Genomic DNA, 14,294 nt, shown 5'->3' on the forward strand with positions numbered 1-14,294 from the left:
TCCCCACAATGTTAGCTTTTTTGTGCCAGAAAACCCACTTCATCCCACTTTCTGCCACTTGCGCACACTATAGGAATCCGCCCGCCACACCGTCAAGGCACGTTCATAAGGAAATCCCTTACAGGACGGCGATTTAGCGCAACAAAGGAAGGTGGAAGGATTACAGGAGGGAAAAACTGACGGAAAAAATCAAACACACTCAAGCGGATAGAGTGAGAAGTTAAAGTAATTTATTAAGAGTAAGATTTTTTCGGTATTACCAGGACGCATCTGCTATCGATTCAAGCAGGAAAGGAGAGGTGGAGAGTCGATCTGTAAGCCGGGTTTTGTCGAGGACAGTCATTCCTCTACGACGGCCATCACTGGACGCCTCTAGCAACCTACCCGGTTCCGACGCGGGCCACGCCGTATGGAACCCTATTTGGTCTTGCTCCGAGTGGGGTTTACCTAGCCACGGACTGTTGCCAGCCGTGCGGTGCGCTCTTACCGCACCTTTTCACCCTTACCGGCACCGAAGTGCTTAGGCGGTTATTTTCTGTGGCACTTTCCGTAGGCTCGCGCCTCCCAGGCGTTACCTGGCACTCTGCCCTATGGAGCCCGGACTTTCCTCCCCCGCCTTTTGCGGAACAAAAGACGGCAGCGACTGTCCGATCGACTCTCCGCCGCCAAGGTTACCGGTAGCAGCGCTCAAGAACAAGCGATGTGACAAATTGTCATTACGCCACTATCGGCGGCGCCATTGAGATCGAGCGCCGCCCGCGCGGCGCATCGCGGATGAATCCGCTCCTACACTTATTGCAACGTAGCCATGCCTGAGAGGCCAAGGTTGCCAGCCCTGCGCCGCCCCTCTCCTATCAAGGCATGCGCCAAAGCTGGCAACCATGGCCTTGTAGGAGCGGATTCATCCGCGATGTGCCGCGCGGGCGGCGCTTGGCCGCACAGGCGCTGCGACTTCAACGTCGAACACCTTGAAGGCTATCTACTAATCGGCTTTCTGCTTTTCCAGGGCCAACTGGTAGAGCAGATTCTTGCGCACCCCGGTGATCTCGGCCGCTAGCGCCGCTGCTTTCTTCAACGGCAGTTCGGCCAGCAGCAGATCCAGCACCCGCTGCGCCTCGGCGCTGATCGCCTGTTCGCCCTCCGGCGCGCTCCAACCGGCCACCAGCACCACACACTCACCACGCTGCTGATTGCTGTCACCCTGTACGAATGCGCGCAACTCGGCCAACGGCAAGCCTTTGAGGGTTTCGAAAGTCTTGGTGATCTCGCGCCCCAGCAGCGCCGGACGCTCGCCACCGAACACCGCCTCCATGTCTTCAAGGCACTCGAGGATCCGGTGTGGTGCCTCGTAGAAAATCAGGGTGCGCGGCTCTTCCTTGACCTGCTCCAGACGCGCACGGCGCCCGGCGGCCTTGGCCGGCAGGAAGCCTTCGAAGATGAAGCGGTCCGACGGCAACCCCGCCGCCGACAGCGCGGCGATCAACGCACAGGCGCCGGGCACCGGCACCACCTGCACGCCCGCTGCACGCGCCTGGCGCACCAGGTGATAGCCCGGATCGGAAATCAGCGGCGTGCCGGCATCGGACACCAGCGCCACATCGTCGCCGGCCAGCAGGCGGGTGATGAAGCGCCCGCCCTCGTCACGCTCGTTGTGCTCATGACAGGCGGCCAGCGGCGTGTCGATGCCGAAGTGTTGCAGCAGGCGCACCGAGTGGCGGGTGTCCTCGGCGGCGATCAGGCTGACATCCGCCAGCACCTTCAGCGCCCGGGCGCTCATGTCGTCGAGGTTGCCGATGGGCGTGGCAACGACGTAAAGCTTGCCCAACGTGGATTTCGAAACCCCTGCAACATCAGTCACTGCGCACACCTGCTTTCCGGATCAAAGGTCGCCATTGTAGCCCGAGCACCGGTAACAGGGCGCAAAGAACTTCGCCCCGGGCACACCACGGGCCACCTATAGTGAAGGTTCAGTGTCGGCGAGATCGCGCCGTGCCCCCCGCTTGGGTACAATTGCCGGCCAACTTGATCGAGTAACAGGACCTTTACATGATCGCTTGTCTGCGGCTGCTCACAGCCCTCTGCCTCGCTGCCCTGCTGGCAGCCTGCGCCAGCTCGCCCTCATCCAGCCTGGGCGAACTGCCACGCACCCCGGACGCCAGCATCGAGCAACTGCTCGAGAAGGCGGCCTCCAGCAAGTCCGCCGAGGATGCGGCCCTGCTGCGCTTGAGCGCTGCGGACCTGGCATACAAGCAAAAGGATTTCCCGCGCGCCGCGCGGATTCTCGAGCAAGTCCCGCTGGAGCCGCTCAAGCCCGCCCAGCAGGTGTTCGCCTCCACCCTGGCCGCCGAGCTCGCCATGAGCCGCAACCAGCCCAAGGCCGCCCTGACCGCCCTCGCCCACCCGAGCCTGCAGCGCGTCGGCGAACTGCCGACCGAGCAGCAGGCCCGCACCTACAGCGTTCATGCCGCAGCCCTTGAAGCCGACGGCCAGGCCCTGGCCGCCGCCCAGCAGCGCGTACTGCTGGCCCCCCTGCTCAGCGGCCAGGCCGCCAGCGCCAACAATGACGCGATCTGGGCCCTGGTCGCCTCGCTGCCCGCCGAACATCTGCAGCAGCCGGGCGCCGATGAGACCCTGGCCGGCTGGACCAGCCTGGCCCTGGCCGTGAAGCGCGCTGGCACCCTGGAACAGCAACAGGCCGCCATTGACACCTGGCGTCAGCAGCACTCCGAACATCCGGCAGCCAAGCAATTGCCGACAGCCCTGGTCAAGCTCAAGGAGCTGGCCAGCCAGCCACTGACCAAGATCGCCCTGCTGCTGCCCCAGGAAGGTCCGCTGGCCGGTGTCGCCCGCGCCCTGCGCGATGGCTTCATGGCCGCCCATTTCCAGGCCCAGCAAGGTGGCCAGCCCGCCCCTGCGGTACAAGTGTTCGACAGCTCGCGCATCACCTCGCTCGACGACTTCTACCGCCAAGCCCAGGCTGCCGGCGTGCAACTGGTGGTCGGCCCGCTGGAAAAGCCGCTGGTCAAGAAGCTCGCCGCTTACCCGCAACTGCCTATCACCACCCTGGCCCTGAACTACGCCGACGCCGGCCAGAAAGCGCCGCCACAGCTGTTCCAGTTCGGCCTGGCCGCCGAGGACGAAGCCCGCGAAGTGGCACGCCGTGCCCGCGCCGACGGCATGGTCCGCGCCGTGGCCCTGGTACCGAGCGGTGAATGGGGCGACCGCGTGCTCGCCGCCTTCCGCCAGGACTGGGAAGGCAATGGCGGCACCCTGATCACCGCGCAGCGTATCGCCCAGCCCGTCGCCCTCGCCCAGCAGATCGCCGATCTGTTCCAGCTGCGCCAGAGCGAAGGCCGCGCCAAGAGCCTGCAGAGCACCGTTGGCGGCACCATCGCCGCGCAGCCTTCGCGCCGCCAGGACATCGACTTCATCTTCCTCGCCTCGACGCCGCAGCAGGCCCAGCAGATCAAGCCGACGCTGAACTTCCAGTACGCCGGCGACGTGCCGGTCTACGCCACCTCCAACCTGTACAGTGCCAGCGGTGACGTGAACCAGTACAACGACATGAACGGCATCCGCTTCTGCGAAACGCCTTGGCTGCTGGACACCACCAACAGCCTGCGTCAGCAAGTCGTGCAGCAGTGGCCCCAGGCCGCCGGCAGCCTCGGCCGCCTGTACGCCATGGGCGTCGACGCCTACAGCCTGGCTCCGCGCCTGGGCCAGCTCAAGGCGCTGCCGGACAACCGCGTCGAAGGCCTGTCCGGTAGCCTGAGCATGAACCCCAGCCAGCGCATCGAACGCCAGCTGCCATGGGCCGAATTCGCCGGCGGCCAGGTCAAGCGCCTGCCGGACACCCCTCGCTGATGCCCGGCGCATCGCCCAGCCTTGCCGGCCAGGCAGCCGAAGATCACGCCCTTGAATACCTTCAAGGGCAAGGTCTGCGGCTGCTGGAGCGCAACTGGCGATGCAAGGGGGGCGAGCTCGATCTGGTCATGCTCGATGCCGATACAGTAGTATTCGTCGAAGTCCGCTACCGGTTGCATGCGGAGTTCGGCGGAGCGCTCGCCAGTATCGATGGGCGCAAGCAGCAACGACTGGCGCTTGCCGCCAACCTCTTCCTGCAGCACGAACCCCGCTGGGCCACCCGCCCCTGCCGCTTCGACGTTATCGCCCTGCAGGGCCGGGGGCATGCGGGGCAACCGCTTCAATGGCTGAAAAATGCCTTCGAATGCTGAACCCAATTCGATTTTCTAGCTCTATGTTTCGCGGGCTGGTCACTGTTGCGCGTAGCAAAGGCCACCGCCCCTCTTAAGGTCACCCAGATGGACATGCAATCCCGAATTCGCCGGCTGTTTCAGGCCAGCATCGACACCAAGCAACAGGCAATGGACATCCTGGCACCCCACATCGAGCAGGCCAGCCTGGTCATGGTCAACGCCCTGCTCAACGACGGCAAGATGCTCGCGTGCGGCAACGGCGGCTCGGCCGGCGATGCCCAGCACTTCTCCTCGGAGTTGCTCAACCGCTTCGAGCGCGAGCGCCCGAGCCTGCCGGCTATCGCCCTGACCACCGACAGCTCCACACTGACCTCGATCGCCAACGACTACAGCTACAACGAAGTCTTCTCCAAGCAGATCCGCGCCCTGGGCCAGCCCGGCGACGTGCTGCTGGCGATCTCCACCAGCGGTAATTCGGCCAACGTGATCCAGGCGATCCAGGCCGCCCATGACCGCGAAATGATTGTCGTCGCCCTGACCGGGCGCGATGGCGGCGGCATGGCCTCGCTGCTGCTGCCCGAGGACGTCGAGATCCGCGTCCCCGCCACGGTCACCGCGCGCATCCAGGAAGTCCACCTGCTGGCGATCCACTGTCTGTGCGACCTGATCGACAGCCAACTGTTCGGGAGTGAAGAATGATCTCCAAGCGTATCGGCCTGATGGCCCTGACCCTGTGCCTCGGCGTATCGGGCTGCAGTTCCGTGCTCACCTCGGCGCGCAACTCGCCTATCGAGGATGACCGCGGCACCCGCACCATCGGCAGCAAGATCGATGACTCGCTGATCGAGACCAAGGTCTCGGTCAACATCGCCAAGGCCAACCCGGAGCTGGACAAGGGCTCGCACATCGTCGTCAGCAGCTACAACGGTGTCGTGCTGCTTGCCGGCCAGACACCACGCGCCGATCTCAAGTCCCTCGCTGAGCAGACCGCCGGCCAGGTGCAGCGGGTCAAGAAGGTGCACAACGAGCTGCAAGTCATTCAGCCGTCGTCGATCCTGGCGCGCAACAACGACGCCTGGCTGACCACCAAGATCAAGACCCAGATGCTGACCGACGAGAGCGTGCCCAGCTCGCGCATCAAGGTGATCACCGAAAACGGCATCGTCTACCTGCTCGGCCTGGTCAGGCAGCAAGAGGCCAACGCCGCCACCAATGTGGTGCAAGGCGTGTCGGGCGTGCAGAAGATCGTCAAGCTGTTCGAGTACATCGACTGACAACCCCTCGGCGAGCGTCGGGACGCTCGCCTTTTTCACTCTGATCCAGGAAGTACCCCATGAAAAAGCTGCTGCTGCCCGCCCTGCTGATCGGCACCTTCGCCACCCTGGCCGGCTGCTCCACCCCGAGCGTGATCACCCTCAACGATGGCCGCGAACTGCAGACCACCGACACGCCGCACTTCGACCGCAACTCCGGCTTCTACGAGTTCAAGCAACTGGATGGCAAGCCGACCCGCATCAACAAGGACCAGGTGCAGAGCATCAAGGACCTGTAATTGCGGCAGTAATGAAAAAGGCGATCCCTGCGGATCGCCTTTTTTGTCCCTGCCTGTTACTTCACGACTTTCAGGCTCGGACGACCACTTGGACGCGGCGGCTCGGGCGGGCCGTCGTCATCCGGCTCGACACCGTCGTCCTCAAGGTCATCCTCGTCCGCGAGCGGCGGCTCCAGCTCGAAGACCATGCCCTGGCCATTCTCCCGGGCGTAGATCCCCAGGATGGCGCCAATCGGCACATACAGCGTGTGCGCCACGCCACCGAAGCGCCCTTCGAAGCTCACCGCCTCGTTGTCCATGTGCAGGCTGCGCACGGCACTGGGGGAGATGTTCAGGACGATCTGGCCATCGCTGGCGAAACCTTGTGGCACCTGGACCGCCGGGTATTCGGCATTGACCAGCATATGGGGCGTGCAATCGTTGTCGACGATCCACTCGTACAGCGCGCGAACCAGATAGGGGCGACTGGAGTTCATCAACGGCTCCTCTTTAAACCTTGCGCATTTCACGTTCGGTAGCAGACAGGCTCGCCTGGAAAGGCTCGCGGGCGAACTGTCGCTCCATGTAATCCAGCAGCGGCTTGGCCTGCCGCGGCAATTCGATACCCATCACCGGCAAGCGCCAGAGTATGGGCAGTAGACAGCAATCGACCAGACTCTGCTCCTCGCTCATGAAGCAGGCCATTTCAGCGAACAGCGGGGCCACGCCCGTCAGGCTCTCGCGCAACTCCTTGCGCGCCTGGGTACGTGCCGGCTCGCTGCTGCGCGGGTCCAGCACGGTGTCGGCCAGGCTGCACCAGTCGCGCTGGATGCGGTGCATCAGCAGACGACTGTTGCCGCGGGCCACCGGATAGACCGGCATCAGCGGCGGATGCGGGTAACGCTCCTCGAGGTACTCCATCACCACGCTCGACTCGTACAGCGCCAGATCGCGATCGACCAGGGTCGGCAGGCTGCCGTAAGGGTTCACTTCAACCAGCTTGGGCGGCAGGCGATTGCGGTCGACATCGATGATCTGCACCGTGACGCCTTTCTCCGCGAGCACCAGGCGTACCCGATGGGAGTAATGGTCAGCAGGGTCGGAATAGCAGGCTAACCTGTTGGTTGCGCCCATGTAGCGCCTCCTCGTACGGGATGCTTGTAATACTGCAAATGAAAACGCGCCCGGGGTGCCCCAGCGACATGGCTGGGGCACCCCGGGCGCGTTCAACTACCAGAAACTACTGCGTGATCAGTGCACGTCCTTCCAGTATTCGCGCTTGAGCAAGTAGGCGAACACGAAGAAGAAAGCCAGGTACAGCAACACGTAGGTACCGATGCGCTGGCTTTCCAGTTTGACCGGGTTGGCCGAATAGGCCAGGAAGGTCACCAGGTTCTTGACCTTCTCGTCGAACTGCTCGGTCGTCAGGGTACCGGATTTCTCCTCGACGGTCAGCTGGTCGCACGCTTCATGGGTCAATGGGCTGCCGGTCAGCGGGTCATATTGCTTCTTGCCGTCGACCACACTCTGCACCTGTTTGCAGCCAATCACCTGGTTGCCCTGCAGGCCAACCAGCACGTTTGGCATGCCGACGTTGGGGAAGACCTTGTTGTTCACCCCGTATGGCCGCGTCTTGTCTTCATAGAAACTGCGCAGGTAGGTGTACAACCAGTCGTTGCCACGCACCCGGGCAACCAGGGTGAGGTCGGGCGGCGCGGCGCCGAACCAGGTCTTGGCATCGTTGGGCTGCATGCCGATCTTCATGTGATCGCCGATCTTGGCGCCGGTGAACACCAGGTTTTCGAGCATCAGCTCGTGGGGGATCCCCAGGTCATCGGCGACACGCTCGTAACGCTGGAACTTGGCGCTGTGGCACCCCATGCAATAGTTGGCGAAGGTACGCGCGCCATCCTGCATCGCGGCCTTGTCGGTCAGGTCGATATCGACCTTGTCCAGCTCCAGGCCGTGCTCGGCGGCGAACGAAAGGCCAGGCATCAATGCCAGCAAGCATACTGCAATAAACTTTTTCATCAGCCAGTCACCCTTTCCGGAACCGGTTTGGTCTTCTCGAGCCTTGTGTAGAACGGCATCAGCAGGAAGTAGGCGAAGTACAACACCGTGCACACCTGCGACAGCAAGGTACGCCCCGGGGTCGGCGCCAGCACGCCCAGCACGCCAAGGATGACGAAGGACACGCAGAACACCAGCAACCAGATCTTGCTCAGCCAGCCCTTGTAGCGCATCGAGCGTACGGGGCTGCGGTCGAGCCAGGGCAACACGAACAGCACAGCAATGGCGGCGCCCATGGCGATGACCCCGAACAGTTTGTCGGGCACCGCGCGCAGGATCGCGTAGAACGGTGTGAAGTACCACACAGGCGCGATGTGCTCAGGCGTCTTGAACGCGTTGGCCTGCTCGAAGTTCGGTTTTTCCAGGAAGTAGCCACCCATTTCCGGGAAGAAGAACACCACGGCACAGAACACGAAGAGGAACACCACGACCCCGGCGATATCCTTGACGGTGTAGTACGGGTGGAACGGGATGCCATCCAGCGGGATGCCGTTCTCGTCCTTCTTCTTCTTGATGTCCACGCCATCGGGGTTGTTCGAACCCACTTCGTGCAGCGCCAGGATGTGCAGCACCACCAGGCCCAGGATCACGATCGGCAGGGCCACCACGTGCAAGGCGAAGAAGCGGTTCAGGGTAATGCCGGAGATCAGGTAGTCACCACGGATCCACTGGGTCAGGTCATCACCGATCACCGGGATCGCGCCGAACAGCGAGATGATCACCTGGGCACCCCAGTACGACATCTGCCCCCAGGGCAGCAGGTAGCCCATGAACGCCTCGGCCATCAGCGCCAGGTAGATCAGCATGCCGAACAGCCAGACCAGCTCGCGCGGCTTCTGGTAGGAGCCGTAGAGCAAGCCGCGGAACATGTGCAGGTAGACCACGATGAAGAACGCCGAGGCGCCGGTGGAGTGCAGGTAGCGCAGGATCCAGCCGTACTCGACGTCGCGCATGATGTACTCGACCGAGGCGAAGGCCTCTTCCGCCGAGGGGGTGAAACTCATGGTCAGCCACACGCCGGTGACGATCTGGTTGACCAGCACCAGCAATGCCAGCGAGCCGAAGAAGTACAGGAAGTTGAAGTTCTTGGGCGCGTAATACTTGCTTAGATGGTCTTCCCACATCTTCGTCGCGGGGAAGCGCGCATCGATCCACTCCATGAACTTGCTCATCATGCGTTCTCCTGATCGACGCCGATGACGATGATTTCGTCCGACTCGTACGAGTGCGGTGGCACTGGCAGGTTGAGAGGCGCCGGCTGGGATTTGTAGACACGCCCGGCAAGGTCGTAGTGCGAACCGTGGCAGGGGCAGAAATAGCCACCGACCCACTTCGGCCCCAGGTCAGCCGGGGCGACTTCAGGGCGGAAGGTCGGCGAGCAACCCAGGTGCGTGCACAGGCCTACCAGGATGAGAATCTCGGGCTTGATCGAGCGGACTTGCGGGTCGACGTAGGTGGGCTGCACCGACGCCTTGGATTCAGGATCGGATAGCTCGCCGGTGATCTTTTTCAGATTACCGAGGATCTCCTCCGTTCGCCGCACGATGAATACAGGTTGCCCACGCCATTCAGCTACCATCTGCTGACCGGGCTCGACCTTGGCGATATTGACCTTCACCGGTGCCCCTGCGGCTTTCGCCTTGGCACTGGGAAACCATGACCCCACGAACGGTACCGCTGCCCCCACTGCCCCCGCTGCCCCGACCACGGATGTCGCGGCTACGAGGAAGCGGCGCCGGCCTGCGTTGACGCCGTCATTGCTCATTCAGTCCTCTCCCATCAGCTTGCTTGGCCTGTTTGAACAGGCATCTACTTAGGTACGTCTGTGGCACTAAAAATTGGCCGCAATGGTAAGGAACAAATCCACACGCTGACAAGGTGATTACCCGCTCGTCGGGCCACTACCCTCGCTTTGCTTGATCTGCGTCTATGCGACAAACGGCCACGGACTAGCAGACAGGTTAGTTGAAGACATAAAAAAAGCCCGGTTCCAAAAAGGAACCGGGCTTTTTTCGACTGCCGAAGCGGTATTAACGCTTGGAGTACTGAGGACGCTTACGCGCTTTACGCAGACCCACTTTCTTACGCTCAACTTCACGAGCGTCGCGGGTGACGTAGCCAGCACGACGCAGAGCGCCACGCAGGGTTTCGTCGTATTCCATCAGGGCGCGGGTGATGCCGTGGCGGATTGCACCGGCCTGACCGCTGACACCACCACCGGAAACGGTGACGTAGATGTCGAACTTCTCAACGGTTTCGGTCAGTTCCAGCGGCTGGCGAACAACCATGCGAGCGGTTTCGCGGCCGAAGAACACGTCCAGAGAACGGTTGTTGATGGAGATGTTACCGGTACCTGGACGCAGGAAAACGCGAGCGGTTGCGGTCTTGCGACGGCCAGTGCCGTAGTTTTGAGTCGCCGACATAATGAACTATCCCGTTAGATCTTCAGTTCTTGAGGCTGCTGAGCAGTGTGTGGGTGAGCAGCACCCGCGTACACTTTCAGCTTGCGGTACATGTCGCGACCCAGCGGGTTCTTCGGCAGCATGCCTTTGACCGCGGTTTCGATAACACGCTCAGGGGCCTTGGCGATCAACTTCTCGAAGTTGATTTCCTTGATACCGCCCGGGAAGCCGGAGTGGGAGTAGTACATCTTGTCGGAAGACTTGGCACCAGTCACACGGATTTGCTCGGCGTTGATGACGACGATGTAGTCGCCGGTGTCAACGTGAGGGGTGTATTCTGGCTTGTGCTTGCCACGCAGGCGGCTGGCGATTTCGGTAGCCAGACGACCCAGGGTCTGACCAGCGGCGTCGACTACGAACCACTCGCGCTTTACTGTTTCCGGTTTAGCAGTAAAAGTTTTCATTCTCTAAAGCCTCAGAGGCCGCCCAGCGAAAAATAGACGGCGAATCTTACTGGATAGTGCACAGCTTGCCAAGGGCAAGCGCGCAGCCGAACGCTGACGCTTTTGGGGGCTCGGGTCGGGCACGCCAATGTTCGACAAGGGTTCCCTGCGTGGTGGTGCATCACTTCCGCCACACGGAGAGGGGCAGAATTATCCAGATTGCAGGAAAAATTTCAACCTGCTTTTATGGTCATCTTTGCCATGGAGCGTCTACCCGATGGAATACCGCAAGCTCGGCCGTACCGACCTCGACGTCAGCGCCCTGTGCCTGGGCACCATGACCTGGGGCGAACAGAACACCCAGGAGCAGGCCTTCGCCCAGATTGCCCTGGCCAAGGCCAGCGGCATCAACTTCATCGACACCGCCGAGATGTACCCGGTGCCACCGCGCCCAGAGACCTACGCCGCCACCGAACGCATCATCGGCAACTGGTTCGCCGCCAACGGCGACCGTGACGACTGGATCCTTGCCAGCAAGGTCGCCGGCCCCGGCAACGGCATCAGCCACATCCGCGACGGCCAGCTCAAGCACAACCGCCAGCACATCGTCGCCGCGCTGGACGAGAGCCTCAAGCGCCTGCAGACCGACCGCATCGACCTCTACCAGTTGCACTGGCCCGAGCGCAGCACCAACTTCTTCGGCAAGCTCGGCTACCAGCACCTGCCCCAGGACATCTTCACCCCGCTGGAGGAAACCCTGGAGGTGCTCGATGAACAGGTGCGCGCCGGCAAGATCCGCCACATCGGCCTGTCCAACGAAACCCCGTGGGGCACCCTGAAATTCCTGCACCTGGCCGAAACCCGCAGCTGGCCCCGCGCGGTGTCGATCCAGAACCCCTACAACCTGCTCAACCGCAGCTTCGAGGTGGGCCTGGCAGAGGTGGCAATCCGCGAGCAGTGCGGTTTGCTGGCCTATTCGCCGCTAGCCTTCGGCATGCTGTCGGGCAAGTACGAAAACGGCGCCCGCCCCGAACACGCCCGCCTGACCCTGTTCAGCCGCTTTGCCCGCTATTCCAATCCGCAGACCGTGGCCGCCTGCGGCCGCTATGTGCAGCTGGCCCGCGAACACGGGCTGGATCCGGCGCAGATGGCACTGGCGTTCGTGACCCGGCAGCCGTTCGTGACCAGCAACATCATCGGCGCGACGAACCTCGAGCAACTGCGCGGCAATATCGGCAGCCAGGCGTTGAACCTGGGCGATGAACTGCTGGCGGCGATCGAGGCGGTGCATCAGGAGCAGCCGAACCCCGCACCTTGATGTAACAGAGACGCTGCACTGCTCTTTCGTGGGGTAGACACAATCGCCAAAAAATAAGACGATCCAGCCGGTGATTGACCACTCTACCCTATAAGAACAATGACAATGATGTTTACCCAACCCCCGGCGTCGCTGCGGCGCGTCAGCATCCTGGCCGTTGATAAAGTGTTCGCTTCGACACTGATGCAGGCCAAGGACTTCTTCCACCTGGCCAGCCTGCGCTACAGCAAGCAGCTGGGCCTGGGCCTGCAACCGATGTTCGAGATCGGCCTGGTGAGCCCGGACGGTTTGCCCGTGGACAGCTTCAGCAACGTGCAGTTGCCGGTCGACAGCGGCCTCAACGATGCCGACGTGATCATCCTGCCGGCCTTCTGGGACGACTTCGACAACCTGCTGCAACGCTATCCGCAGGTACTACCCTGGCTGCGCGCGCAGCATGCCCGTGGCGCGGTGCTGTGCGCCGAGGCCAGCGGCGTGTTCTGGCTGGCCGAGTCGGGGCTGCTCGACGGCAAGGAGGCGACCACCTACTGGCGCTTCTTCAGCAGCTTCGCCGAGCGTTTCCCGAAGATCCGCCTGAACCAGGACAAGCACCTGACCGACGCCGACAATCTCTACTGCGCCGGCGGCACCACCTCGGCCTGCGACCTGTACATCTACCTGATCGAGCGCTTCTGCGGCGCCAACGTGGCCCGCGCGGTGGCCCGCGATATCCTCTACGAGGTGCAGCGCAGCTATACCCCAGGGCGTATGGGCTTCGGCGGCCAGAAGCTGCACCAGGACCTGATCATCCTGCAGATCCAGCACTGGCTCGAAGAACACTTCGCCGACAAGTTCCGCTTCGAGGATGTGGCGCGCAACCACGGCATGAGCATCCGCAACTTCATGCGCCGCTTCCAGAGCGCCACCGGCGACAAGCCCCTGCACTACCTGCAGCGCCTGCGCATCGAGACTGCCAAGGGCCTGCTGTCGAGCACGCGCAAGAGCATCAAGACCATCAGCTACGAGGTGGGCTACGACGACGCGAGTTTCTTCGCCCGGCTGTTCCGCCAGCATACGGAGTTGTCGCCGAACCAGTATCGGCAGCAGTTCATGCAAGAGGCCTGAAAACCATCGCGGGGCAATCCCGCGCCCACTGGAGCGTGGGAGCGGGATTGCCCCGCGATGGCTTGCCGCGTTGGTTTACGGCTTGTGCGCCCGCGACAGGAACTCGTGGGACTGCATCTCCAGCAGACGGCTGAGCGTGCGCTGGAACTCGAAGCTCAGGCGCCCGCCGGTGTACAGGTCCTTGAGCTCCACCTCGGCCGAGATGATCAGCTTCACGTTGCGGTCGTAGAACTCGTCGACCATGTTGATGAAGCGCCGGGCGATGTCGTCGGTGGTCACGCCCATCTGCTCGACGTTGCTCAGCAGCACGGCATGGAAGATCTTGCCCAGCTCGATGTAGTCGTTCTGGCTGCGCGGCCCGTCGCACAGGGCGCGGAAGTCGAACCAGGCGACGTCATCGCAGGTGCGCAGGGCGTGGATCTCGCGGTTCTCGATCATCAGCACGTCGTTCTCGACGGCCTGGGTGCACTCTGGGGTCAACGCCTTGAAGCTGGCGCGCAGGCTTTCATGCGCCGCGTCGTCGAGCGGGAAGTGGAACAGCTCGGCCTGTTCCAGGTGGCGCAGACGGTAGTCCACGCCGCTGTCGACGTTCACCACATCGGTGTACTGCTTGATCATGGCGATGGCCGGCAGGAAGCGCGCGCGCTGCAGGCCGTCCTTGTACAGGCCGTCCGGGACGATGTTGGAAGTGGCCACCAGCGACACGCCGTTCTTGAACAGCTCTTCCATCAGGGTGCCGAGGATCATGGCATCGGTGATATCGGAGACGAAGAACTCGTCGAAACAGATCACCTTGGCTTCGTCGCTGAAGCGCTTGGCGATGATGGTCAGCGGGTTCTTCTCGCCCTTGAGGGTCTTCATCTCCTCGTGGACGCGCTTCATGAAGCGGTGGAAGTGCGTGCGCATCTTCTGCTTGAACGGCAGCGCTTCATAGAAGGTGTCGACCAGGTAGGTCTTGCCCCGGCCCACGCCGCCCCAGAAGTACAGGCCCTTGACCGGCGTCTGCTCCTTCTTGCCGAACAGCTTGCCGAACACGCCCGGCTTGTTGTTCTGCGCGTGTACCAGGTCGTCGTACAGGCGCTGCAGGTGACGCACCGCAGTTTCCTGCGCCGCGTCATGGAAGAAGTCGGGGCGTTTCAGATCGGCTTGGTATCGTTCTAGGGGCGTCATGATTTCGTTAGCGAGGCAACAAAAAACGGGCCGTCACTG

Annotated in this window: 16 protein-coding genes and 1 other RNA gene; 7 read left to right on the plus strand and 10 right to left on the minus strand. The window is 62.4% G+C overall.

Going from position 1 to position 14,294, the window contains the following annotated elements; genetic code table 11:
• Nucleotides 1-299 precede the first annotated feature (299 nt).
• Together rnpB and rsmI are read right to left on the minus strand one after the other, a co-directional pair.
• Nucleotides 300-659: RNase P RNA component class A (gene rnpB / locus CCOS191_RS26910), an RNA gene on the minus strand.
• A 323-nt stretch (nucleotides 660-982) separates the two neighbouring features.
• The gene (gene rsmI / locus CCOS191_RS22170; RefSeq protein WP_046857015.1) at nucleotides 983-1,858 is read right to left on the minus strand and encodes a 16S rRNA (cytidine(1402)-2'-O)-methyltransferase; all 876 of its coding nucleotides are present in this window, start codon (nucleotides 1,856-1,858) and stop codon (nucleotides 983-985) included.
• Between the two features lie 188 nt (nucleotides 1,859-2,046).
• Between rsmI and CCOS191_RS22175 the strand changes: the two genes are divergently transcribed.
• From CCOS191_RS22175 to CCOS191_RS22195, 5 genes are all read left to right on the plus strand, one after another.
• Complete coding sequence (locus tag CCOS191_RS22175) at nucleotides 2,047-3,864, plus strand: penicillin-binding protein activator (protein ID WP_046857016.1); 1,818 nt, start codon at nucleotides 2,047-2,049, stop codon at nucleotides 3,862-3,864.
• Nucleotides 3,864-4,235 carry a YraN family protein gene (locus tag CCOS191_RS22180; protein WP_046857017.1) on the plus strand — a complete coding sequence of 124 codons (372 nt, stop codon included), beginning with the start codon at nucleotides 3,864-3,866 and terminating at the stop codon, nucleotides 4,233-4,235. Before CCOS191_RS22175 ends, CCOS191_RS22180 begins: the two co-directional genes overlap by 1 nt.
• Before the next feature lie 87 nt (nucleotides 4,236-4,322).
• The gene (locus CCOS191_RS22185) at nucleotides 4,323-4,916 is read left to right on the plus strand and encodes a phosphoheptose isomerase (RefSeq protein ID WP_046857018.1); all 594 of its coding nucleotides are present in this window, start codon (nucleotides 4,323-4,325) and stop codon (nucleotides 4,914-4,916) included.
• Nucleotides 4,913-5,491, plus strand: coding sequence for a BON domain-containing protein (locus CCOS191_RS22190; RefSeq protein WP_023630217.1), 579 nt, complete (start codon nucleotides 4,913-4,915; stop codon nucleotides 5,489-5,491). The genes CCOS191_RS22185 and CCOS191_RS22190 overlap by 4 nt, the downstream gene beginning before the upstream one ends.
• 59 nt (nucleotides 5,492-5,550) lie before the next feature.
• The gene (locus CCOS191_RS22195) at nucleotides 5,551-5,769 is read left to right on the plus strand and encodes a YgdI/YgdR family lipoprotein (RefSeq protein WP_023630218.1); all 219 of its coding nucleotides are present in this window, start codon (nucleotides 5,551-5,553) and stop codon (nucleotides 5,767-5,769) included.
• A 56-nt stretch (nucleotides 5,770-5,825) separates the two neighbouring features.
• Here CCOS191_RS22195 and CCOS191_RS22200 read toward each other — a convergent pair whose 3' ends face one another.
• The 7 genes from CCOS191_RS22200 to rplM all read right to left on the minus strand — a co-directional run bounded on the left by CCOS191_RS22200 (nucleotide 5,826) and on the right by rplM (nucleotide 10,684).
• On the minus strand, nucleotides 5,826-6,245 hold the full coding sequence (locus CCOS191_RS22200; RefSeq protein WP_046857019.1) for a ClpXP protease specificity-enhancing factor: 420 nt from the start codon (nucleotides 6,243-6,245) through the stop codon (nucleotides 5,826-5,828).
• Nucleotides 6,246-6,258: 13 nt separating this feature from the next.
• Nucleotides 6,259-6,882 (minus strand): glutathione S-transferase N-terminal domain-containing protein, encoded by a 624-nt coding sequence (locus CCOS191_RS22205; protein WP_023630220.1) that lies wholly within the window; start codon nucleotides 6,880-6,882, stop codon nucleotides 6,259-6,261.
• Nucleotides 6,883-6,999: 117 nt separating this feature from the next.
• A complete protein-coding gene (locus CCOS191_RS22210) occupies nucleotides 7,000-7,779 on the minus strand; it encodes a cytochrome c1 (RefSeq protein ID WP_046857020.1) in 780 nt (259 codons plus the stop codon).
• Nucleotides 7,779-8,990, minus strand: coding sequence for a cytochrome b (locus CCOS191_RS22215; protein WP_046857021.1), 1,212 nt, complete (start codon nucleotides 8,988-8,990; stop codon nucleotides 7,779-7,781). The genes CCOS191_RS22210 and CCOS191_RS22215 overlap by 1 nt, the downstream gene beginning before the upstream one ends.
• Nucleotides 8,990-9,583 carry a ubiquinol-cytochrome c reductase iron-sulfur subunit gene (gene petA, locus CCOS191_RS22220; protein WP_023628711.1) on the minus strand — a complete coding sequence of 198 codons (594 nt, stop codon included), beginning with the start codon at nucleotides 9,581-9,583 and terminating at the stop codon, nucleotides 8,990-8,992. Before petA ends, CCOS191_RS22215 begins: the two co-directional genes overlap by 1 nt.
• A 265-nt stretch (nucleotides 9,584-9,848) precedes the next feature.
• A complete protein-coding gene (gene rpsI, locus CCOS191_RS22225) occupies nucleotides 9,849-10,241 on the minus strand; it encodes a 30S ribosomal protein S9 (RefSeq protein WP_003260797.1) in 393 nt (130 codons plus the stop codon).
• Between the two features lie 14 nt (nucleotides 10,242-10,255).
• On the minus strand, nucleotides 10,256-10,684 hold the full coding sequence (gene rplM / locus CCOS191_RS22230) for a 50S ribosomal protein L13 (protein ID WP_008097538.1): 429 nt from the start codon (nucleotides 10,682-10,684) through the stop codon (nucleotides 10,256-10,258).
• A gap of 256 nt (nucleotides 10,685-10,940) precedes the next feature.
• On the opposite strand from rplM, the gene CCOS191_RS22235 reads away from it, so the two are divergent.
• Both CCOS191_RS22235 and CCOS191_RS22240 read left to right on the plus strand, forming a co-directional pair.
• A complete protein-coding gene (locus CCOS191_RS22235) occupies nucleotides 10,941-11,981 on the plus strand; it encodes an NADP(H)-dependent aldo-keto reductase (protein WP_046857022.1) in 1,041 nt (346 codons plus the stop codon).
• A gap of 207 nt (nucleotides 11,982-12,188) precedes the next feature.
• A complete protein-coding gene (locus CCOS191_RS22240; RefSeq protein WP_167335949.1) occupies nucleotides 12,189-13,085 on the plus strand; it encodes a GlxA family transcriptional regulator in 897 nt (298 codons plus the stop codon).
• A gap of 75 nt (nucleotides 13,086-13,160) precedes the next feature.
• On the opposite strand, the gene zapE is transcribed toward CCOS191_RS22240, so the two are convergent.
• On the minus strand, nucleotides 13,161-14,255 hold the full coding sequence (gene zapE, locus CCOS191_RS22245) for a cell division protein ZapE (RefSeq protein ID WP_023630138.1): 1,095 nt from the start codon (nucleotides 14,253-14,255) through the stop codon (nucleotides 13,161-13,163).
• Nucleotides 14,256-14,294: the final 39 nt, after the last annotated feature.

Origin of the sequence: Pseudomonas sp. CCOS 191 (assembly GCF_001007005.1) — a bacterium.
GTDB classification, from domain to species: domain Bacteria; phylum Pseudomonadota; class Gammaproteobacteria; order Pseudomonadales; family Pseudomonadaceae; genus Aquipseudomonas; species Aquipseudomonas soli.

Bases quoted from the DNA above. Each gene is read 5' to 3' on its own strand.
- CCOS191_RS22175 (WP_046857016.1), top strand. From the start codon at position 2,047: ATGATCGCTTGTCTGCGGCTGCTCACAGCCCTCTGCCTCGCTGCCCTG.
- CCOS191_RS22180 (WP_046857017.1), top strand. From the start codon at position 3,864: ATGCCCGGCGCATCGCCCAGCCTTGCCGGCCAGGCAGCCGAAGATCAC.
- CCOS191_RS22185 (WP_046857018.1), top strand. From the start codon at position 4,323: ATGGACATGCAATCCCGAATTCGCCGGCTGTTTCAGGCCAGCATCGAC.
- CCOS191_RS22190 (WP_023630217.1), top strand. From the start codon at position 4,913: ATGATCTCCAAGCGTATCGGCCTGATGGCCCTGACCCTGTGCCTCGGC.
- CCOS191_RS22195 (WP_023630218.1), top strand. From the start codon at position 5,551: ATGAAAAAGCTGCTGCTGCCCGCCCTGCTGATCGGCACCTTCGCCACC.
- CCOS191_RS22200 (WP_046857019.1), bottom strand. From the start codon at position 6,245: ATGAACTCCAGTCGCCCCTATCTGGTTCGCGCGCTGTACGAGTGGATC.
- CCOS191_RS22205 (WP_023630220.1), bottom strand. From the start codon at position 6,882: ATGGGCGCAACCAACAGGTTAGCCTGCTATTCCGACCCTGCTGACCAT.
- CCOS191_RS22210 (WP_046857020.1), bottom strand. From the start codon at position 7,779: ATGAAAAAGTTTATTGCAGTATGCTTGCTGGCATTGATGCCTGGCCTT.
- CCOS191_RS22215 (WP_046857021.1), bottom strand. From the start codon at position 8,990: ATGAGCAAGTTCATGGAGTGGATCGATGCGCGCTTCCCCGCGACGAAG.
- petA (WP_023628711.1), bottom strand. From the start codon at position 9,583: ATGAGCAATGACGGCGTCAACGCAGGCCGGCGCCGCTTCCTCGTAGCC.
- rpsI (WP_003260797.1), bottom strand. From the start codon at position 10,241: ATGTCGGCGACTCAAAACTACGGCACTGGCCGTCGCAAGACCGCAACC.
- rplM (WP_008097538.1), bottom strand. From the start codon at position 10,684: ATGAAAACTTTTACTGCTAAACCGGAAACAGTAAAGCGCGAGTGGTTC.
- CCOS191_RS22235 (WP_046857022.1), top strand. From the start codon at position 10,941: ATGGAATACCGCAAGCTCGGCCGTACCGACCTCGACGTCAGCGCCCTG.
- zapE (WP_023630138.1), bottom strand. From the start codon at position 14,255: ATGACGCCCCTAGAACGATACCAAGCCGATCTGAAACGCCCCGACTTC.